Origin of the sequence: Sphingobacterium daejeonense, from assembly GCF_901472535.1 — a bacterium.
GTDB classification, from domain to species: Bacteria; Bacteroidota; Bacteroidia; order Sphingobacteriales; family Sphingobacteriaceae; genus Sphingobacterium; species Sphingobacterium daejeonense.
In genome coordinates this window covers 300,517-321,903 of the sequence record NZ_LR590470.1, presented here as the reverse complement: position 1 = coordinate 321,903, position 21,387 = coordinate 300,517, and the positions used below count along the sequence as shown (strand labels likewise).

The window sequence follows — 21,387 nt, the reverse complement described above, 5'->3', positions numbered from 1 at the left end:
TAGGTGTACCAACACCAGTTCTACCACCATTATAAGTTTGATTCATTAAACATTGAGAATCCATTTTCTACCTCGGGATCAATAGGCAAACCATTTAATTTATCCCAAGTAAAGAAGTTCTCCAAGGCAACATATACACGTACATTGCTCAATTTCGCTGGAGCGATGAATGATTTAGGCAATACATACCCAAATGTTATATTCTTAATCCTAGTATAGGATAAATCCAACAAATATTTGGATTGAACTTGCATATTGTTGGCAGAGTTACTTCCTGCATTATTAAATGCAGCAGGATAGTAAGCGCCTGTATTTTCAGGAGTCCAATAATCATCCACGATTGCTGAAGGCATTGCCCCATCAGCTGTATTGAAACCGGCAATTGCCAATCCTCCTTGTCCCCAAAGAGCTCTTTTTCCGGTTCCTTGGAAGAAAATAGAGAAATCAAATCCTTTAAAGTCTGCACCAATACGGAATCCATAGTTGTAGCGAGGAGTAAAGTTACCTATGATCTTCATGTCACCTGGATTATCGATTGTTCCGTCACCGTTATCAATTTCGCCATCACCATTCAAATCTTTGAATTTCACGTCTCCAGGCCCAAAATTGAATGTCGCCGAATTTTCTAAACGAGGTTGATAAACAGGCTTGCCATTCGCATCGGATAATTGATAAGTTTCACCTTGTCCATCTGAAAAATATTTAGTCATATCTTCAGTCAACTTGATCAGTTGTGGATTACCATCAGCATCTAGTACAAAATCATCCTTTTGAAATAATCTATCCGTTTCATATCCCCAAATATCGCCATATGCACGACCATCATAGTTAGCACTCATCAATCGAGATGCTGTGTAGTTATAGAATCGTGATACTGCATCATCAAAGTTTGCACGAAGATTAATGCCAAGTCCATTTTCAAATCTGTGGTTGTAATCTACGGCAATTTCATATCCTTTGGTTTTCAAATCTCCGAAGTTACCTTGAGGAGCTGCACCACCAAGGGTCCATGTTGTACCTTCAAATGGTGCAAACATGTTTTTAGTAGTACGGATATAATAATCAAATACTAACCCTAATTTATTGTTCAAGAATCTAGCATCTAAACCGATATCTTTGGTTTCTAAATCTTCCCAGCTAATTTCTCTTAAACTAAATTTTGGAGATCCAACTGAGTAGAATTTATTAGATCCACCCACCCATGTTGATTCATATGCTTCCATAGTAGGACTATAAAGGCTTGGTGGAACAGCTTGGTTACCGATGATACCATAAGAAGCTCTGAATTTCAAATGCGATAATGCTGGTTTAGCCCATTCCATAAAGTTTTCTTCAGAAACCACCCAACCTGCAGAAGCAGAAGTAAACCATCTCCATTTCAAACGATCGATGAACTTTGAGGAACCATCATAACGTGCATTTGCCTCCAATAAATATTTGTTTTTGTACGCATAGTTGACACGTCCAAAGAAACCTACTTGACTGGTCCAATACGTACCACCGCTACCAGTAATAACACCAGAAGCAAGATCAAATTGTGGATTTGTAATATCTAGCAAGTTAGTTTTCTGAGTCCAGTTGTATTTGCCATTGTCAGAAACCAAATTCGCTCCTAAAATAAACTTGAATTCATGACCTTGATCAAGGTTTAGGTTATAAGTTGAGAATGCATTCAAAGTATGCTTGTATTCGTATGCTGCCCTAGCATATACATGGTCTGGATTTGCACCTGGCCCAGTATATTGATAAGTATTAAGATCATAGGCTGCAATTGCACCTGGTGCACCTGCAGAAACAACCGCACCTGTATTGTCTACATACACTTGGTTACCGTTTGCATCCAAACGTTTTACTGGCGCAATCCAGCTATCAGCAGCTGTAAACCGTGTTCCTGGCCTGAACCAATCATAATCTTCATTCGTAAAGTTGTAGTCTACATCAAGTTTCCAATCCTTAGTCATGTTCACTGTTGCACCAGCATTCAAATTGATGTAGTTACGTTTCATTGAAGCTTCATTAGCAGCTTCATATTCTGACCACGGACTGCGGATAGGGCTTCCATTTTCATCCAAACCCATTGGATATACAGAACTCCAACGGTACATGTAGTACCAAGGGTCAGCGGTTGTTGAGTTTGTTGCATATGGATAAGTCTTGTTCCTTTGAGCGAATAAAGCTCCTGCACGCAATGTCAAATAATCATTTACGTCAGTTGATATCCTCACTGCAGCATTTGCTCTTTTGAACTTATCAGAATCACCAGCTTTCAACATACCACTTTGAGAGATATGACCAAATGTAGCTGTATACTTAGTTCTACCAACACTTCCATTTAAAGAGGCATTATTGGTAATTGTTGGCGCCCATTCTCTAACCATATATTCATATGGGTCATAAGTTCTTAAACCTAACTTACGATTTGGATTAGTTGGGTCAACAATCCAGTCACGTCCAAAAACTGTAGGGTCATCCTTTCCAATCGAACCCCCATAAGTTTCTTCCCATTGTTTCGCTAATTCATAACTTTCAGGAGTTACATAATAAAAAGCTCCTGAAATATTAGAACCAACACGTTCCATTGCATCTTTAGTATATTTTAGAGCATTTATTCTACCCATGTCATATTTCTTAAATGGGTTTTGGAACGAAAAGTTATTGGAATAACTAATATCTATTTTTTCAGTTTTTGAACCTGTTTTTGTAGTAATCAAGATAACACCAAAGGCTGCTTTAGCACCATAGATTGATGAAGAAGCAGCATCTTTCAACACTGTGATAGACTCGATATCATCCGGATTTACATATTGTATACTTGGAATCTCCACATTATCCAAAAGGATTAATGGATCTCCTTGAGCCTGCAAAGACGCGATGGCCCCACGAATTTTTATTTTAGGATCTGATCCGACCTCACCACTAGGGATGGTTACGGTTAAACCTGGGGTTACCCCTTGAATACCACGACCCACGTCAGCGATTGGTCGACCTTCCAAGTTATCCTTTACGCTAATAGTCGAAACGGCACCTGTTAAGTTACCTTTCCTTTGTGTACCATAACCAACCACAACTACCTCATCCAGTAAGTCGCTGCTTGATTGAAGTGTAACATTCATTGTGTTACCTGCTACGGTAACTTCTTTGGATTCGAAACCTACGAAAGAGAATCTTAATGTAGATCCTACAGCAGCAGAAATGGAGAATTTACCGCTGTCATCGGTAGCTGTACTAACAGATGTACCAACAACAGATACGGTTGCTCCAGCAATAGGTCCGTCCGGTCCGCTTACAGTACCCGTTACGGTATTTTGCAGCACCGATGAAGCCTTTGTCCAGCCAGCATGGTTTCCTAGTGCAACAACACCTTTGTTTGCGTTAAAAGACGCATAAGTAGGCATTGTTAAGCCTAGAGCGATAGAAAAGAGTAGAAGTCTTCGCATTGCTTTAATAGTTAATAATTTATAATTTTTGTTATCATAATTCGGTTTTACACCATTACTTTGGGCTACCGGTTTTATTCATTCTAGGATCTAAGAGATCTCGTTAATGCGAATAGGCTCAATTAATATTGAGCCCTCACATGCTTGTTTTTCATTCGAAATCTGGGTAGATCAAATATTGTTTCCTCATTTTCTTGTACTCATCCAATTCAGGTTTCCAGCTTTCGCGGATTTGATCTTCGGTTTTTCCTGCAAGGATCTGTTTTCTCAATTCATCTGTTCCAGCAAGTTTATCGAAGAATTCTGCTCTTGCAAAAAACTTAGACTTATCTGGCATTTTGTTATAGAAATCGAGTACGTATTTTAAAGTGAATTTTTGTTTGTCAGCATCTAGTCCACGAAGGTCCAAACCATAGTTTACAGCTCCTTTTCCTTCCACATGTTTTGCCATACCGGCTTTTTCTGTTGGAGTAAAAGTAAAATCTCCATACACTGGATTCGTGTATCCTACTACTTGAAAAGGCCAGTCTGTACCACGACCAACAGAAATGTCTGTTCCTTCAAATAAACATAAAGATGAATAAAGACGGACAGAAAGGTGGTTTGGCAAGCTTGGAGATGGAATTACAGGCAGCTCATACATACTAGAATGTGTATAGTTCTGAACTGGAATAACGGTTAGTTTACATTGTTTACCTTGTTCCAACCATTTTTCACCATTGATCATTTTTGCCAATTCGCCGACTGTAAGTCCATGAACCATGGCGATTTTATATGGTAAGAAACATTGGATTTGAATTTATCGTCTTTGCGCACGGGACCATCAACTTGGTCACCGCAAGGGTTTGGTCTATCCAACACGATCAATTCTTTATTGTGTTTTGCACAAAGCTCCATTACGCGATGCAAAGAAGTTATATACGTATAGAAACGTGCTCCCACATCTTGAAGGTCAAAAATCATGACATCGATGGATTGTACGATAGAATCTTGTTTTTCATTGCCGCCATACAGGGTGAATAATGGAAGTCCGGTTTTAGAATCCACATCGTTGCTCACCTTTTCTCCTCTTTCGATATCACCACGGAAACCGTGTTCTGGTGCGAAACCAAATTTCAGGTCAACTTTTTCTCTTAATAAAACATCAACTAGGTGTTCATTCTGTTTACCCACTACAGAAGTTTGATTGCCCATCAATCCTACTTTTTTGCCTTTTAGCAAAGGTAAATAGGCAGAAAGTTGGTCCGCAGCTGGAACAATCGCTTGTTGCTGAATAGAATCAACAGTTTTGGCTTTGAGCAGCACCAGCATTTGTGTTTTTGTTGGCTCCACAACTGCTGGTTAACAAAAGACCTAAGACGGCAGAATATAAGAGTATGTTTCCCATTAATTAATTGCTTGGTTCATTTAGTTTGGCTATAAAACCTGCATAAATTTAAAAACAAATACCGCATAATAAAGCAAACTGAATAGCAAATTCTGTCAGACTTGGCAAAAAATACGCATGAAACACGCATTAAATCAGAAGAGAAGTTGTTCGGGTCTTCTGAATAAATTTCCTTAGAATCGTTGAAATTTAGCTGATTAATGGGTTTAGCTCCGCAACCGATTGCACGTAAATGTGTATAAAGTACACCTATAAGTAACATTTATGTGACTTTTACGCTAGTTTGTATCGAGTGTAAAAAAAATCGGCAGAATGATATTCTCATCCTGCCGATTCTCAATGTTTCAAATTTTTTCTATTATTCAATAGCTTCACCTGCATAGTCGCCTTCGTTACCTAATCTGTCGATTGGTTTTACGGCCACTGCATTCAATTTATGTCCATCCTTGTTTTTAGGCAAACTTAATTCAGACTGTGGTCCATCCAGAATCTGGATATCCCAAGAATTGCCATAACGAGCATATGCCACCCCACTTAAACACTTGCTCTGGTTGCTTATGAAGCCATTTCACGAAAACGCTGCTTGGCTGATTCGTCAACAATAGCGTTGGCTTCAGAATTGGATTTGAAGACAACCATGGTGAAGCTGGCACCAATGCTTTTTGAGAATATGGTCCCATCATGCAATGCTTTTAATAACGCAGGGTTTTTTGTCAAGCCTGCAATACTCCAGTGAACTGCACCCACGCTATTAGGGATAACTTCCCTAGTTACTGCAATCTGTCTTTTAATTTCATCAGCCCTATTCGCAGCTCTTACTTCTACAGTGTTTAATCCAGGCCAAAGGTGACGGTTATGTCTATTTTCTGATTGCCACCATTTCAATAAGCTTGTAAAGCTTTGTCTTGGAGGGTCAATAGGCCAATATAGTTGCGGTGTAAAATAATCTATCCAACCTTCATTCAACCATAATTTAGCATCAGCATAAAGTTCATCGTACTGAGAAGATCCTGTTACTCCAGAAGGATATCCAGGTTTCCAGATGCCGAATGGGCTCAAACCAAACTTAACAGCAGGTTTTTCTTTTTTGATTTCAGTATATACTCTTTTAATAAATTTGTTGACATTATCTCTTCTCCAATCAGGTCTTGAAAGATTACCGCCTGATTTTTTATAGGCAAACCAAGTTTTGTCATCCGGAAAATCAGCACCACCGTTGTAGGTTGCATATGGATAGAAGTAATCATCAAAATGAACTCCATCAATATCGTACCTTTTTACGATATCCATAACAACTGCTGCAGCATGGTTTTGAGTTTCTTGGCTTGCAGGGTCGAACCAATACATTCCATTTCTCAAACGAACGACATTATTTGGGGATTTACGGACCAAAGACTCACTGGTTACTGTTCCGCCATTACTGTGGTGTGCGCGATAAGGGTTTAGCCATACGTGAAGTTCTAGGCCACGTTTATGAGCTTCTTCCACCCAAAATTCCAATGGATCATAGTATGGATTAGGAGCTTTTCCTGTTGTTCCGGTCAAAAAATAAGACCAAGGTTCTAAGCTTGACTTATACAATGCATCTGCAGATGGTCTAACTTGAAAAATAACTGCATTAAAATTGTTGTTCTTCAATAGATCCAACAATTTGATCGCTTCTATTTTCTGTTGCTCCGTAGTCAGGTTGTTTTTACTTGGCCAGTTTATATTAGCAACAGTTGCTACCCACGCTGCTCTAAACTCTCTTGGAACATTTGGAAGATTAGCTTTGAAAACTGGTTTTTCAACTGGTTTTTTCACGGGCGCTTTTTCAGTATGCTGTTTGGTATTCGTTTTAGGCTCTACAGGTTTTTCAACTGGTTTTGGAGTTTCTGCAGGTACATCTTTGTTAACAGCAGTTGTTGGCTGTTGCAATACTTTCCCTCTTTTTCTGGAATTACATGACAGCACTACCGCCACCATCAGCACAAAAAGGCAAAGATTAATAAATCTTCTCATCATAAATTCGTTCTTAACCCACAAAACTAAGGTTTTTGTGAGGTTTCCTACTAATTGTAACTTATTCTTTATAAATTAAATAATCTGTTCTCCTTGAAAAACAACACTTTGCACTTTAAAATCTTGATCAAACACGAGTACATTTGCCACAGAACCTGAGTTCAAATTGCCCAAATCGTTCCTTTTGATCAATCTCGAAGGAAATAGTGTTTGCCATCCTCAGGCTTTCATCAAGGCTAATTCCCACTTTATTGACACAGTTTTCTACGGCTTTCAACATGCTAAGCGCAGAACCTGACAATGTTCCATCGGGCATGGTGTAATGGTCTTCATTGAAAACATGCTGATAGATCCCTTTATCACATTTTGCAACTGCATCTGTAATGAGAAACAATCGTTCCTTCATCATTTCTTTTGAAATTTTCACCGCTTCAAAATCTACATGGATCCCATCTACAATTATGGATGCACATACCTCATCATGGTTAAATGCTGCTCCAGGCAGACCGATATCACGATGATGAAGTGATGACATCGCATTCCATAAATGTGTTACTGCAGGAATTCCGTTGTCGAATGCTTCTGTTGCTTCCTTAAAAGTAGCTGCACTATGTCCCGCCGTAACTAAAACGTCGTTTTCATTTAAATAGTCTATACAAGCTTGTGAAGTTAGTTCAGGGGCTACGGTCATCATCTTCACGATATGCTCATTCCCTTCCACGACTGATTTCAAAAGATCTACGGTTGCTTTTTGGATTAGCTCTGCAGGATGGGCTCCTCTTTTTGCTGCGTTTAAGAAAGGTCCTTCAAGGTGCAACCCCAATGCCACCTTAGGGTTCGCAATTCCAAAAACTCGAATAGCTTGCTTAAACAGTTCGAGTGTATTGGTTGCTAAACACAATACAAAAGATGTACATCCCTGTTTTAACAGGTTCTGTTCAATTCTATGGATTGATTCAACTGTAAGCTCCGCTGAGAATAGATCATCAGCAGTACCATAAATCTGCAGGTCTATCAATCCTGGACATATATTCGCACCCTGTACATCGATCACCTGAAAATTGCCTGGGACATCATGTTGTGGAACAATTCCTTCAATTTTATCGCCATCTATTAGAAGTGCATGTTGATCATAAATTTGATACTCGGTATAAATCTTACCGTTTACAAGGGCTAGTTTCTGATTCATACTGCAAGTTAGTTATTGTTCTCTTTTGTTGAAAATCCAATTGTCTAATCGTATATTAGACCATCAATATTTTTAATATGGCACAAAAAGAAATCTTAAACACTGACACAGCACCAGCGGCGATTGGCCCTTACAATCAAGCAGTTAAAGCTGACAAAACCTTATATGTATCTGGCCAAATCCCTTTGATTCCTGAATCGATGGAATTAATAACAACAGGTGTCGCAGACGAAACACATCAAGTATTAAAAAATGTTGGGGCAATCTTAAAAAATGCAGGCTATGATTTTTCAGATGTTGTAAAGACTTCAATTTTCTTGAGCAGCATGGATTACTTCGCAACTGTAAACGAAGTATATGCAGAATACTTTAAAGACAATCAACCAGCGAGAGAATGCGTAGCAGTTAAGACTCTTCCCAAAGAGGTTAATGTTGAAATCTCTGTAATTGCTTGGAAATCATAATCAGGACCTTATGTCAAAGAGTCGAAATTTTTTTTAAACTATTTTTAATTTCGACTGTTCATCAATGATTCAATCAACTTTTCGCGCCTGATTCAAGATTTCTCTAGAAAAGGTAACAAAAGCCAATTTTTAAATGGATAAAATTGAATGTTTATCCAATATTTAATCTTGCCCTACATCTACCTAAGATAATCATGCTCATAAGGTCTCTATCAAGAGACCTTTCGTTTTTTTAGTCAAAAAACAACTTTTAATTTTCAAACTTCTTCTCATAAATTCCAACCTAAACAGGTTCCTTGTTTATAATTTCAACGAAATGGGAATATGAATTGTTCTCGTTATGATTGCTGTAAGTAGCGCAATACTTATTAATCACGTTATAATTCCATACACTGACGATAAACCTTTAAACATTTTACATTATGAGAACGACATTTTTTTTATTGATTACCCTACTTATTGGATTCACTTCGTGCGAAAAAAAACACTGATGACGATAGAGCTCAGGACGAACTTGAATTGAGAAACATGTTTGACGAAATCACGGATTTGGCAAACTCCGTTCCTTGTACAGACTCTAATGATTGGGAATTTATTCCCTACGGTTCCAAAGCGTGTGGAGGTCCACAAGGTTACATCGCTTATTCAAAATCTATTGATGTAGACAAGTTCAAAGATATGGTGGAAGATTATTCTCAGGCAGAAGAAGAATTTAATATAAAATACAAAATCGTATCTGACTGTTCTGTTGTTCAAGCGCCCAATGGAGTTATCTGTAAAGACGGTAAACTAGAGTTTATTTACAACAATTAGGCTTGCCATAGACAACGAAAATAAATCTGCCATGCTAGAGAATTCCAAATTTTATTAATTTAGTGGGATTATCTATTCCTATGGCAGATTTATCTTTAATTACTCCCATCGAATATCTGAAAGGCGTAGGCCCACAAAAGGCCGATGTGCTGAAGAAAGAACTTCAAATCTTTACGATTGGAGATTTGCTTCAGGACTATCCCTTTCGATATATTGACCGGACCAAGTTTTACAAAATCCGCGAGTTGCATCCTGATATGGTTGGAGCACAGGTTTTGGGAAGATTGATGAGTCTTCAAGAAATTGGCGAGAAGCGTGGAAAACGTTTGGTAGCACAGTTCAAGGATGATACTGGAATGATGGAATTGGTATGGTTCCAATCCTTGGCATGGTTGAAGAAAGGATTAAAAGTTGGTGCTGCATATATTATTTATGGTAAACCGACAGAATTTAATGGCACAATTTCCATCACTCATCCGGAAATGGAGCTATATAATCAGCAGGCAAAAAAAGTAGGCAACATGACCATGCAGCCTGTTTATTCATCAACTGAAAAACTGAAGAAATTCAATCTCGACAGTAAAGGAATCCAAAAACTTCAACAAACAGCACTGGAGACAACATTAAGAGCTGTTGTAGAGACACTCCCTCCTTATATTCTTGAAAAATATACCTTAATGCCTTTGCAACAGGCATTATTAAGCATTCATTTTCCTCAAAATGAACAGCTGATGAAAGCAGCAGAACGAAGGCTTAAATTTGAAGAGCTGTTTTTCATCCAACTGAGGCTGCTTAAAAAACAAACAATTAAATACACAAAGATACAAGGGCCATATTTTTAATGAAGTAGGCGAAAAATTCAATACATTTTTCAATGAAAGATTGCCTTTTCCATTAACAAATGCACAAAAACGTGTTGTCAGAGAAATACGGCTTGACTGTAATACTGGTGCTCAAATGAACAGATTGGTACAAGGGGATGTAGGATCTGGAAAAACAGTAGTTGCTTTGATGAGCATGTTAATAGCTTTGGACAATGGTTTTCAAGCTTGTATGATGGCGCCTACCGAAATATTAGCCAACCAACATTACAATGGTCTAAAATCTCTTTTGGGAGATGATATTTGCAATGTTAGGCTGTTGACAGGGTCGACTCCCGCAAAACAGAGACGCAATCATACATCAAGAACTAGAGGACGGAACTTTAGATATATTAATAGGAACGCATGCATTAATCGAGGATAAGGTAAAATTCAAGAACATCGGCTTTGTTGTTATCGATGAGCAACATCGATTTGGTGTTGAACAAAGAGCCAAGCTTTGGCGAAAGAACACTATCCCACCTCATATGTTGGTGATGACTGCCACACCTATCCCAAGAACATTGGCAATGACGATGTACGGTGACCTGGATATTTCTGTTATCGATGAACTCCCAGCGGGAAGAAAGCCCATTAAGACGGTTCATTTCTTTGAAAACCAACGTCTGCGGGTGTTTGGATTTATGCGGGAAGAGATTGCCAAAGGCAGGCAGGTCTACATTGTTTACCCATTGATTAAGGAAAGCGAGAAAATGGATCTTCTATATCTGGAAGCAGGTCTTGAAGGATTAATGCGAGAGTTTCCGCTTCCGGATTTCCGAATCAGTATCGTTCATGGAAAGATGCCGGTGAAGGATAAAGATTTCGAGATGCAACGATTTATCAAGGGCGAAAACCCAGATTATGGTGGCTACGACTGTAATTGAAGTAGGTGTGAATGTGCCAAATGCTTCGGTAATGGTTATTGAAAATTCCGAACGTTTTGGTCTTTCTCAGTTGCATCAGCTTCGGGGTCGTGTTGGGCGTGGCGCAGAACAATCGTTCTGTATTTTGATGTCCAGCAACAAATTGAGCAAAGAAGGCAGAACTCGTCTTGAAACCATGGTCAGGACGAACGACGGATTTGAAATTGCCGAGGTTGACCTTCAGCTGCGAGGTCCGGGCGATTTATCAGGTACCCAACAGTCTGGCGTGTTGGAGATGAAAATTGCTGATCTAGCAAAAGATCAAGTCATTCTTTCAGAGGCAAGGCAATTGGTGATCCAGATTTTTAATGAGGATCCAAATCTAAAAGAACCACAGCATCAATTATTGGCTCAGTACCTTAACCGAAGTGCGCCAGCTATTTCTTGGGACAAAATCTCCTAAATTCCGTACCTTTGTAAACTTGTTTCCTCTGAAACAAGCTTAAAACGAGTATGAACCATTTCAAATCATACTTGTTATATCATAAAACAATAAATGGCAAGATTTAAAATACATGACACGGCAGTTAAGCCAGAAACAGCAGTATTGGTAAGTGTTATCACTCCTGATGTTTCTGATGAAACCGCTAAAGAATATTTAGAAGAATTAGAGTTTTTGGTTACCACCGCAGGTGGTATAACCAAGGGCGTCTTTACGCAGAAATTGGCTTTTCCAGACCGAGCAACATTTGTAGGGTCAGGGAAATTAGATGAAATCAAGGAATATATTAAGGCTGAGGAAATAGATATGGTGGTATTCGACGATGAACTGTCACCATCTCAATTAAGAAATATTGAAAAATATTTTGAGATTAAAGTGCTCGACAGATCAAACCTTATCCTTGACATCTTCGCAAAACATGCAAAGACTGCTCAGGCAAAAACGCAGGTAGAATTGGCACAGCTTCAATACTTGTTACCTCGTTTGACAAGGATGTGGACTCACTTGGAGCGTCAGCGAGGTGGTATTGGTATGCGTGGACCTGGTGAAAGTCAAATCGAAAGTGATAGACGGATGATCTTAAACAAGATTTCCCTGTTAAAAGACCGTTTAAAAACGATTGACAAGCAAAATGAAACCCAACGTAAGAATAGAGGAGAGATGATTCGTGTTGCTTTGGTCGGATATACCAATGTAGGTAAATCAACGATCATGAACATGATTTCCAAATCGGATGTGTTAATTGAGAACAAACTGTTCGCAACACTTGACACTACGGTAAGGAAAGTCGTAATCGACAATCTCCCTTTTTTATTGTCTGATACGGTTGGATTTATCCGCAAATTACCGCATCATTTGGTAGAATGTTTTAAGTCTACATTGGACGAAGTCCGAGAAGCAGATGTTCTGATCCATGTTGTGGATATCTCACACCCTTATTTTGAAGACCATATCCATGCCGTTAATGAAACTCTAAAGGACATTGGCGCAGTCGACAAACCCGTTATTACTGTTTTCAATAAAATTGACGCTTACAAACCGCCAGTTGAAGTAGATGAGGACGGTGAAGAGATCAAAGTTACCTTGGATGATTTCAGGAATTCGTGGATGGCAAAAAATGCAGACCCTGCAATTTTCATTTCCGCGACCGACAAGATTAATGTGGAAGAATTCAAGGAAAAGGTTTATGAGGTTGTTGTGAAAATGCACAACGCCAGGTATCCGTATAACAACCTATTGTATTAGGATTTTAAAATGCAAAACAAAGAAGTAGAATTTATTGACTGGGGATTGTTGGATTATCAGGAAGCGTGGGACAAGCAAGAAGAAATTTTTGCAAAAACCCTCGCTATCAAACATGACAATCGAGTAAATAATGAACAGAATCCAACTCCAAACTATTTAATTTTTACGGAGCATCCGCATGTTTACACTTTAGGTAAAAGTGGACACCTCGAGTATCTCTTATTGGATGAGGAAGGTTTGAAAGAGAAAGAAGCCACATTCTATAAGATTAATAGAGGGGGTGATATTACATACCATGGTCCTGGACAGATAGTAGGATATCCAATTTTAGATTTGGACAATTTCTTTACTGACATCCATTTATACCTTCGCACTTTGGAGGAAGCAATCATCTTGACCTTAGCAGAATATGGGATTGAGGCAGGCAGATATCCTGGTTATACTGGTGTTTGGCTGGATCCGGACAACGATAAGGCCAGAAAGATATGTGCCATGGGTGTTAGGGCATCAAGATGGGTTACTATGCACGGATTTGCTTTTAACGTAAATGCAGATTTGAATTATTTTGGGAATATTGTTCCCTGTGGTATAGACGACAAGGATGTCACTTCTATAGAGCGGGAATTAGGTTATAAAGTTGATATTGAAGAAGTAAAACAAAAACTAAAGAGGCATTTGGCAGATCTTTTTAAAATGAATCTGCATTAGCCAATCCACAAAATAAGGAAGCCATAAGACAAAATCTTATGGCTTTTTTTATGATTTGAATTTCTTTCGGGACAATCTTTTAATCTGTACGTCTTTTATTGTATTTACGGATAAATTATGAGAAGTACCCTTTTACTTATATTTCCATTTCTTATTGTTTCGTGCTCCTATGGTCAAGAGTATATTGATGAGGAGGCTTTATTTATGAAACTAGTCAATCAAGTTAGATCTCCCGATTTTAAATTGGAAGAACTGACCAAAGTCTACGAAACTGTTCATTTAGACAAAAAGAATAAAATCGTTGATGTAAAGACCATCTCTCCACGCAAGAAAAAGCTCAGCAAAAAAGAAGTCTTTAAAACCAACAAAGCCAATGTTTATCGTTTTGTGAAGATTTTCCTGAATGAAAATACTGGAGCTAGGACCATTGACAATGCTGCTACTGCGTTTCCTATTTCTGAAGATGGCTATTTCTGTGTAAATCATCATATGGTTGATATATGGAACGCTGGTTCTGGAGATCCAGAGGCAGTGGACCGCAGCGTATATTATTTTTTGGCTGATTTCGAAGGCAACATTTTACCGATTGATTCCGTATGTAGCTATAATGAGCAAGCCGATGTTGCTATCATAAAAGCCAATACAAAAGGCAAGAAAATCGAAGCTTTTCCTTTGGGCAATGAATTAGAAACTGGGGATGATGTTTTTATCATAGCTCATCCGAAGTCCTATTTATATTATTTCAGTGCTGGCATCGTGAACCGGATGACCCAAAACAAAGACAATATCTTTTCTCGTAAAATGGAGATATCGGCAGATTTCGCAGCTGGTTCTAGTGGAGGTCCAATTTTCGATGAGTTTGGCAACATTGCTGGCATAGTATCACTAACGCAATCCCTTTATTACCACCAACAAAAACAGCAGAGTTTACAAATGGTCGTGAGACAGACTGCACCAGTTTCTGTGATAAAAGCTTTAATTAAAAAATAGGGTATGAAATTAAAAGTATTATTTGGGATTTGTGTTTTCATCTTGATGAGCTTCACCACCTTTTCTCAAGAATATATCAATAGTGGCAAATTGATAGAGAAGCTTGAGCAGGAGGTGAATGATCCATCGTTTGACATGAAGAAGGTGAACATGTTTTACAATACATTTCATATTGACCGTGAGGACCACAAGATTGACCTTCATCCTTCCACGGCGGAAAAAAGGTATTGTACCCGGAAGAAATCTACGAAAAGAGGCTTCCGAATATTCATTTATTTTTACAGGTTTATGAGTCCAATAAATCTAACAAGCTAAAAATCAATGGTGCTGGCACTGCATTTCCGATTTCTGAAGATGGTCATTTTTTGATCAATCTTCATATTATTGATGATTTGGGTGTTGGCTCGGGTGATCCGAGTAAGGTTGACACTTCGATTCACTTGATTTTAGCCGATTACAGAGGTACTATTCTAACTATAGATTCGGTGGTCACTTATAACAGGGCCGCCGATATCGCCATATTAAAAGCAAACACCAACGGCAAAAAAGATCGCTTCAAACCCGTTAGGGCAAGATCTTAAGGCTGGCATGGATGTCTTTGCGATTACACATCCGCGATCTTACTATTACTATTTCAGTACTGGTAGGGTTGCCAGGATGATTGAAAATGACATGGGTGTCATGAGCAGAAAAATGGAAATTACTGCTGATTATGCAGCAGAATCAAGCGGTGGGCCAATCTTTGACAACAAAGGCAATATCGCTGGTATCGTGTCATTAACAAAATCATTCTATTATGACCAATCCGAGCAGAAAAACCTGCAGATGGTTATCAAAGAAGCAGTTCCAGTCAGTACGATTTGGAACCTTATCAACTAGTCTATCCTTCCCTTTAAATTAAAACGGCTATACTACTTACTCCACATCAAACCCCCCTCGATGCTGGAGTAAGTTTTTTTTATGGCTGGTAATTTATTACTTGAATAGATTGGTAGGAATAATGTTCAACATGAATCTCTGCCTGTACTTGTTTAGCAATTTGAAACAAAGCTGTTGACTCGGTTCTTTTTGCTACTGAGAGCTTAATTTCTGTACAATGAGGTAAAAATAAATTTTCTACCAGGTCAACAGTATTATTTTCTCCTGATAGATGCCCAAGATTAGATGTTTAAGGCGTTCGGATCTATGGTCGAGAAAAGCCCCTAACGACAAATCATTGGAAATATGGCCCCAACCACCTTTAATTCTATTTTTTAGGTGGTAAGGATATCTTCCTGTCAGCAGCATTTGCTCGTCATAATTCGCTTCTAAAAACAATATGTCTGCTATTCGGATAGCTTTCTTGACATTGTCACAAATCCTTCCCAAATCCGTGAGTACCGAAATATTGATATGCCCATCGGACACCAAAAAACTACATGGCTCTTGTGCATCGTGATATTTAGGTATCCCGTAAACCGAGAGGTCTTCCAGGTTGACGACAGAATTAGACTTTATGAAATTGACCAAATAGTCTGGGAGCTGTAACCTTGATGATTCATAAGTCCCTTGTGTCAGGTAGATTGGGATTTGATAACGCTTGGCAAAGACTGAAAGTCCACAAATATGATCTGTATGTTCGTGTGTTACGAAGATTGCACTGATGGATGCAGGATTTATTCCCAATGCCGCCATTCGAAGATGAAGGTGCTTGTTATTGATTCCGGCATCTATCAAAACGGCCGTATTACCTTTAGCAATATAGTAGCTATTCCATTACTTCCAGAAGCCAGCGCAGCATAACGAATCATAATGCAAAGATAGAAAAATGAGACAAAAAAAGAGGCCATTATCGGGCGATAATGACCTCATCTACTTATAAACAACAAACAAGGGAGTAGGAATCATTACTCCAAATATTTTATAATTTCTCGGCTAGGAATTTTTCCAAATCAGCACCGCGAAGATCTTTAGCTATAATTTTTCCCTCAGGAGAAATCAAGTAATTTGTCGGAACAGCTTTAATAGCATATAATTCGCCAACTTCGTTTTTCCAACCTTTTAGGTCAGATACATTTGTCCAAGTCAACCCATCGTCTTTGATTGCTTTTAACCAGTTTTTCTTATCGCTATCCAAAGACACTCCCAATATTTCAAAGTTTTTGTCTTTATATGCTTGATAAGCTTTTACGACATTTGGATTCTCTTGACGACAAGGCTTACACCATGATGCCCAAAAATCAATAAGCACATATTTACCTTTGAAATCAGAAAGTTTAACAGGTTTGCCATTAACATCATTTTGTTCAAAGTCATAAGCGTCAGCACCTACTACAAGTGCTATTGCTCTCAAAGTATTCAGGAGGCGTTCAGCTCTTTTAGACGTTTTGATTTCCTCTGACAGATTAGCAAACATACCCTTGATATCGTATTCTGGATTGTTCGTATTCGCTAGATTTTCCAGATATACTAAGCTCATTGTGTTTTCAGGGTGTTTCTTAATGAATTCCAATCTGTTTTTAGCAACGGTATTGTTCCATGTTGATTCTACCTTTAGTTTATCAAGTTCCAATTCTGTATTATCTTCAAAGACAATTATTGAATTTTCACCAGTTGGAGCTGCTATATCCGCCAATTGAGGTTCTTGATTTCTGAATTGCTGAAAGAATAAGATTCCAAAAACTAATAAAATAGCAGCAGCAGAAGCTACCATAGACAAAATAGGGAACCTCTTAATCTTTTTAGGTTCTTCTGAATAATCATCTATAGCTAATGGTTCCTCTTGATTTCCTGTTACAGGTTGGATCCGATGGTCTATTCGAGCGACTATTTTTTCAATCCTTTCCGTATCGATAGAATCATCATCGCCTAGTTGAGCAAACCAAGTCTCAACTAATTGCTTTTCCTCGGCACTGCAAGTGCCCAGAAAATAACGGTCCAAAATGTTTTGATCAATATTCATCGAATTACGGTTTATCACGAGGATAAAATATGGTTAAAACAATAGAAAGACGATTGTCAAAACCTTATGTCCCTAGAAAAAAATAAAAAATAGTAAGAATCTTCAATTTACCACCTGAAGCCTTGATAATTAAGCTATATTTATTTCAGATAGTCTTTTCTGACAATCCCAAATGGTCAGCAATTTCTGTATTTGTATATCCATCCATACGCATTTTAAGTATAATTTTATCTTGCGGCGGATATTTATCCATGAGCCTATCTAGTTCTACTAGGAACTGTTTTTCCCTAATATGAAAGTCAGCACTATCTACAAAAGTTTCTCCGAAATGTCTTAATGAATCTAGGTATTTCCGTTCATGCAATTGATGTGCGAAGTAATCTAGGATTTTATTCCGCAGGGCGCGGTATATATAGGATTTAAATTGTTGATTGATTTGAATGTTTTCTCTATTGGTCCATAATTTTATAAACAAATCATGTACAATATCTTCAACAGCATCATCATCATCCAATTTTAATGCAAGACCAACCATAGGCTTTTTATACCTATTATAGAGTTCATTGAATGCCAACTGTTGATCCTGCTTGATTAAATCAAACAGCTCCTCATCAGTCAATATGAAATAGTTATGCATTCTTTAGGTTGTCTATCAGAATGCAAAATAATAGTTTTTTTATTTATTTACCTAACATTCTGGCAAGCTAAGTGGTACTTTTATTGCTAATCCACCGTCTGCGGTCTCTTTATACTTGATATTCATATCCTGTGCAGTATCCCACATTGTGCTTACTACGGCGTCTAAACTAACTTTTGCTTTGTCTGGATTTGACTGAAGTGCGAGTTGCGCAGCAGTAATTGCTTTAATTGCTCCCATGGTATTTCTTTCGATGCATGGTATCTGCACCAAACCACCGATTGGGTCGCAAGTCAATCCCAAATGATGCTCCATAGCGATCTCTGCAGCCATCAATACTTGTCTTTGCGATCCTCCGAGGCACTCGGTCAAAGCACCGGCAGCCATTGCTGAAGATACACCGATCTCTGCTTGGCACCCTCCCATGGCAGCAGATATCGTCGCCCCTTTCTTGAAAATCGACCCTATTTCAGATGCTGTAGCAATAAATTGGATGATTTTATCCTCCTTATAGCAATCGTGAAAAACAATATAATATTGAAGAACAGCAGGAATTACTCCTGCAGCACCATTGGTCGGAGCAGTAACAACCCTACCAAAAGATGCATTTTCCTCATTAACGGCAAGTGCAAAACAACTTACACAATCCAAAATGTATCCAAAATCCTTACCCCCAGCACGAATGGCCTCAACCCAGGAATCAAAATCACTGTAGGATCTGCCTTTCAACATTCTTTTGTTAAGTTTTGATGCCCTGCGTTCAACATGAAGCCCACCGGGTAGCACACCTTCAGTATGACATCCTTTGTAAATACATTCTTTTATGGTTTGAAATATTTTTTGAACACCCTCTTTTGTTTCTTGTTCTGGCCTCCAAGAGCATTCATTTTCCAATACGAGTTCAGATATTTTTAATCCTGTCCGCATGCAGGAAACCATTAATTCCTGTGCTGTATCAATTGGGAAAGGAAGGTCAATTTCAGAAAGGACACTTTCAGTGTCATTCTCTTGAACCACAAATCCACCACCAATGGAATAATATGTTTCTGAAACCGCTGTTTCATTGTCCAGGAATGCCTGAAAAGTTACAGCGTTCGGGTGAAAAGGAAGGCTTTGGTCGTAAAGGAAAAGTAAATCATCCTGATAGGAGAAGTCAATATCTTTCTTCCCCCCAATACTCATTTTCTTATTGGCTTTAATTCGCTCGACCTTAGGTACGACATCACTGACATCGAATGTTACAGGATCGTCTCCACTAAGCCCTAATAACACGGCGATGTCCGTACCATGGCCAACTCCAGTTTTTGCTAAGGAGCCGTACAGCAGTATTTTCACTTCCTTGATATGATTTAGTAAGTCTCTCTTTTCCAAAGTTTCCACAAATCGCTGTGCCGCACGCCAAGGACCTAAAGTATGGGAACTGGAGGGTCCAATTCCTATTTTAAACATATCGAATATTGAAATCTGCTCTTTTGCCATATTACTCAATCTACTCAACAAAATTAGTCTTTCTTTTGAATAAAAAAAGCCAGTAAAACTTACTGGCTCTTTATTTTTATGTTAACAGATTGGAATTAGATTCCATCTCCATTCTTTAAATTCTCTGAAATAGTTACTGGAAGCTTTCCTTCAGGTTTTATTTGTTTTAACAATGCCTTTAAAACCGCTTTTTGCATAAAGAAATCATTTTGATAGCCCAGTAAAACAGATGAACTACGCATCACATCAACTGAATTTAATGCATACGGATTTGTCAACATAATCGATATGGTTCTTCTACCGGCAATCTTGTCAATAAATTCTTTGGTAGCATCATTCAATTCCAGTTCACTGCGTGGTCTACTGCGATTATCATGAATAACTAAGATAATTTGACGATTGTCTTTTGATTCTTTCATTAACTCTTTCAGTTGTTCTTCGGTTTCATTCCCTTTTATAAAGAACTGTTCGAAGTCACTCAATTGAAGGGCAAGTCCTTTTTCAAAATCTTGAGCTTTATCAATGCCTACACTCACGATGGATGTAGATCTTTTTGGATCAAATCTTTTAAGACCACGTTCAGATTTCAATAAAGTTACCGCCGCATCAGCGATACGTTGAACAAGACTTTGAGCACTTGGGGTATTTAAATCCTGATAAAGGTTATTTTTATTAACTACTTTTGGTTGATTTAATCCTAGCCATAATTTTGCAGCCAATACTTTCTTTACACGAGCATCAACAGATGCTTGAGAAATTCTTCCAGATTTGATTGCTTTTTCTATAAGATCAATTGCACGGCCGCTATTTTCAGAAACTTCCAAAAGATCATGTCCGGCTTCGATAGCCATGACATCAGCTTCTCCTCGAGGAAAGTATTTTTTCACGCCGTTCATATCCATTGCATCCGTTACCGTCAAACCTTGAAAACCTAATTCCTTACGCAAAAGGTCAGTAACAACCTTCTTCGAGATCGATGATGGAATATTTGGGGTAGCGTCTAATGCAGGAATATTCATGTGAGCAACCATAACTGATGGAGCTCCATCCTTTATTAATTCTCGGAATGGATATAACTCTAAGCTGTCTAGTCTAGTTTTGTCAAATTTTAACTGTGGCAGGTCATGGTGGGAGTCAACATCTGTGTCTCCATGACCTGGAAAATGTTTCAAAGATGCCAAAATGCCGCCTTGAACCATACCATCCATATAGGCTTTAGCCTTGGCAGTTACTTTATATTTATCATCTCCAAAAGAACGGAAATTGATTACTGGGTTTTTAGAATTGTTATTGATGTCAACAACTGGCGCAAAGTTGAAATGCATGCCAATTCTTTGGAAATCGCGAGCAACTTGGCGCCCCATCTCATACAACATATTGTTGTTTTGGATTGCTCCCAATGTCATTTGGTAAGGGTAAGAAATTGTAGAATCCGGCATACGCATTCCTAATCCCCATTCACCATCAAATGTTATCAACAAAGGAACTTTACTGACTTTTTGATATTGATTGAACATATTTGCATGTCTAACCGGTCCCCCTTGAAAAACTACTAAGCCACCTAACTGCTCTTTTTCAATAACTTGTTTTACAGAATCAATATATTTTTGACCAAGATTGGTATGTGCTCTAACTAAAAAAAGCTGCGCAATACGTTGTTTTGGAGTCAAGGTATTAAATACAGAATCGACCCAGGTATGCTTTTGGTTGATAAAATTTATGAAATTGGGCTTATTTTGGGCAAATCCCGCAGAAATAAGCATAATGGACAGCAATCCGATACAGAATAGTTTCTTAATCATCACAATATAGTTTATACGAAATACGGGAATTTTAGTTAGTTTTTAAAATATTTTGCATTTTTAAAA

The 21,387-nt window shown here is 38.3% G+C and carries 18 protein-coding genes and 1 pseudogene; 8 read left to right on the top strand and 11 right to left on the bottom strand.

All coding sequences use genetic code 11. The features are described from left to right. Positions 1-29: 29 nt before the first annotated feature. The 6 genes from FGL31_RS01560 to nagA all read right to left on the bottom strand — a co-directional run bounded on the left by FGL31_RS01560 (position 30) and on the right by nagA (position 8,014). On the bottom strand, positions 30-3,437 hold the full coding sequence (locus FGL31_RS01560) for a SusC/RagA family TonB-linked outer membrane protein (RefSeq protein WP_232046169.1): 3,408 nt from the start codon (positions 3,435-3,437) through the stop codon (positions 30-32). 151 nt (positions 3,438-3,588) lie between these two features. Continuing rightward, positions 3,589-4,200, bottom strand: coding sequence for an exo-beta-N-acetylmuramidase NamZ domain-containing protein (locus tag FGL31_RS27305; RefSeq protein ID WP_262709014.1), 612 nt, complete (start codon positions 4,198-4,200; stop codon positions 3,589-3,591). Next, on the bottom strand, positions 4,161-4,769 hold the full coding sequence (locus FGL31_RS27300) for an exo-beta-N-acetylmuramidase NamZ domain-containing protein (protein WP_262709013.1): 609 nt from the start codon (positions 4,767-4,769) through the stop codon (positions 4,161-4,163). Before FGL31_RS27300 ends, FGL31_RS27305 begins: the two co-directional genes overlap by 40 nt. Before the next feature lie 413 nt (positions 4,770-5,182). Continuing rightward, entirely contained in the window at positions 5,183-5,353 is a 171-nt protein-coding gene (locus tag FGL31_RS24185; RefSeq protein WP_232046168.1) for a hypothetical protein, read from the bottom strand. Positions 5,354-5,379: 26 nt separating this feature from the next. Further along, complete coding sequence (locus FGL31_RS01550; protein WP_232046167.1) at positions 5,380-6,828, bottom strand: family 10 glycosylhydrolase; 1,449 nt, start codon at positions 6,826-6,828, stop codon at positions 5,380-5,382. A gap of 124 nt (positions 6,829-6,952) precedes the next feature. After that, entirely contained in the window at positions 6,953-8,014 is a 1,062-nt protein-coding gene (gene nagA / locus FGL31_RS01545) for an N-acetylglucosamine-6-phosphate deacetylase (protein WP_232046166.1), read from the bottom strand. 77 nt (positions 8,015-8,091) lie between these two features. Here nagA and FGL31_RS01540 point away from each other — a divergent pair, with 77 nt between their 5' ends. From FGL31_RS01540 to FGL31_RS01505, 8 genes and pseudogenes are all read left to right on the top strand, one after another. Next, a complete protein-coding gene (locus FGL31_RS01540; protein ID WP_138089508.1) occupies positions 8,092-8,478 on the top strand; it encodes a RidA family protein in 387 nt (128 codons plus the stop codon). A 459-nt stretch (positions 8,479-8,937) separates the two neighbouring features. After that, on the top strand, positions 8,938-9,291 hold the full coding sequence (locus tag FGL31_RS01535; RefSeq protein WP_138089507.1) for a hypothetical protein: 354 nt from the start codon (positions 8,938-8,940) through the stop codon (positions 9,289-9,291). 80 nt (positions 9,292-9,371) lie between these two features. Then, positions 9,372-11,480 (top strand): annotated as a pseudogene (recG, locus tag FGL31_RS01530) (ATP-dependent DNA helicase RecG). Positions 11,481-11,573: 93 nt separating this feature from the next. Beyond that, entirely contained in the window at positions 11,574-12,764 is a 1,191-nt protein-coding gene (gene hflX / locus FGL31_RS01525) for a GTPase HflX (RefSeq protein WP_138089506.1), read from the top strand. 9 nt (positions 12,765-12,773) lie between these two features. Further along, positions 12,774-13,472: a lipoyl(octanoyl) transferase LipB gene (gene lipB / locus FGL31_RS01520; protein WP_138089505.1), complete on the top strand. Its 699-nt coding sequence runs from the start codon at positions 12,774-12,776 to the stop codon at positions 13,470-13,472. Between the two features lie 117 nt (positions 13,473-13,589). After that, positions 13,590-14,462, top strand: coding sequence for a S1 family peptidase (locus FGL31_RS01515; RefSeq protein ID WP_138089504.1), 873 nt, complete (start codon positions 13,590-13,592; stop codon positions 14,460-14,462). A gap of 227 nt (positions 14,463-14,689) precedes the next feature. After that, a complete protein-coding gene (locus FGL31_RS01510; RefSeq protein WP_138089503.1) occupies positions 14,690-15,043 on the top strand; it encodes a hypothetical protein in 354 nt (117 codons plus the stop codon). Positions 15,044-15,050: 7 nt separating this feature from the next. Next, positions 15,051-15,341 carry a S1 family serine peptidase gene (locus FGL31_RS01505; RefSeq protein WP_138089502.1) on the top strand — a complete coding sequence of 97 codons (291 nt, stop codon included), beginning with the start codon at positions 15,051-15,053 and terminating at the stop codon, positions 15,339-15,341. A 237-nt stretch (positions 15,342-15,578) separates the two neighbouring features. Here the strand turns inward: FGL31_RS01505 and FGL31_RS01500 are convergent, their stop codons facing one another. The 5 genes from FGL31_RS01500 to FGL31_RS01480 all read right to left on the bottom strand — a co-directional run bounded on the left by FGL31_RS01500 (position 15,579) and on the right by FGL31_RS01480 (position 21,321). After that, entirely contained in the window at positions 15,579-16,178 is a 600-nt protein-coding gene (locus FGL31_RS01500; RefSeq protein ID WP_232046165.1) for an MBL fold metallo-hydrolase, read from the bottom strand. 184 nt (positions 16,179-16,362) lie between these two features. Next, entirely contained in the window at positions 16,363-17,403 is a 1,041-nt protein-coding gene (locus FGL31_RS01495) for a peroxiredoxin family protein (protein ID WP_197734050.1), read from the bottom strand. A 145-nt stretch (positions 17,404-17,548) separates the two neighbouring features. Continuing rightward, the gene (locus FGL31_RS01490) at positions 17,549-18,040 is read right to left on the bottom strand and encodes an RNA polymerase sigma factor (RefSeq protein ID WP_099369472.1); all 492 of its coding nucleotides are present in this window, start codon (positions 18,038-18,040) and stop codon (positions 17,549-17,551) included. A gap of 51 nt (positions 18,041-18,091) precedes the next feature. Further along, positions 18,092-19,519: an L-serine ammonia-lyase gene (locus FGL31_RS01485; protein ID WP_099369471.1), complete on the bottom strand. Its 1,428-nt coding sequence runs from the start codon at positions 19,517-19,519 to the stop codon at positions 18,092-18,094. A gap of 95 nt (positions 19,520-19,614) precedes the next feature. Then, a complete protein-coding gene (locus tag FGL31_RS01480; RefSeq protein ID WP_099369470.1) occupies positions 19,615-21,321 on the bottom strand; it encodes a glycoside hydrolase family 3 protein in 1,707 nt (568 codons plus the stop codon). Positions 21,322-21,387 lie beyond the last annotated feature (66 nt).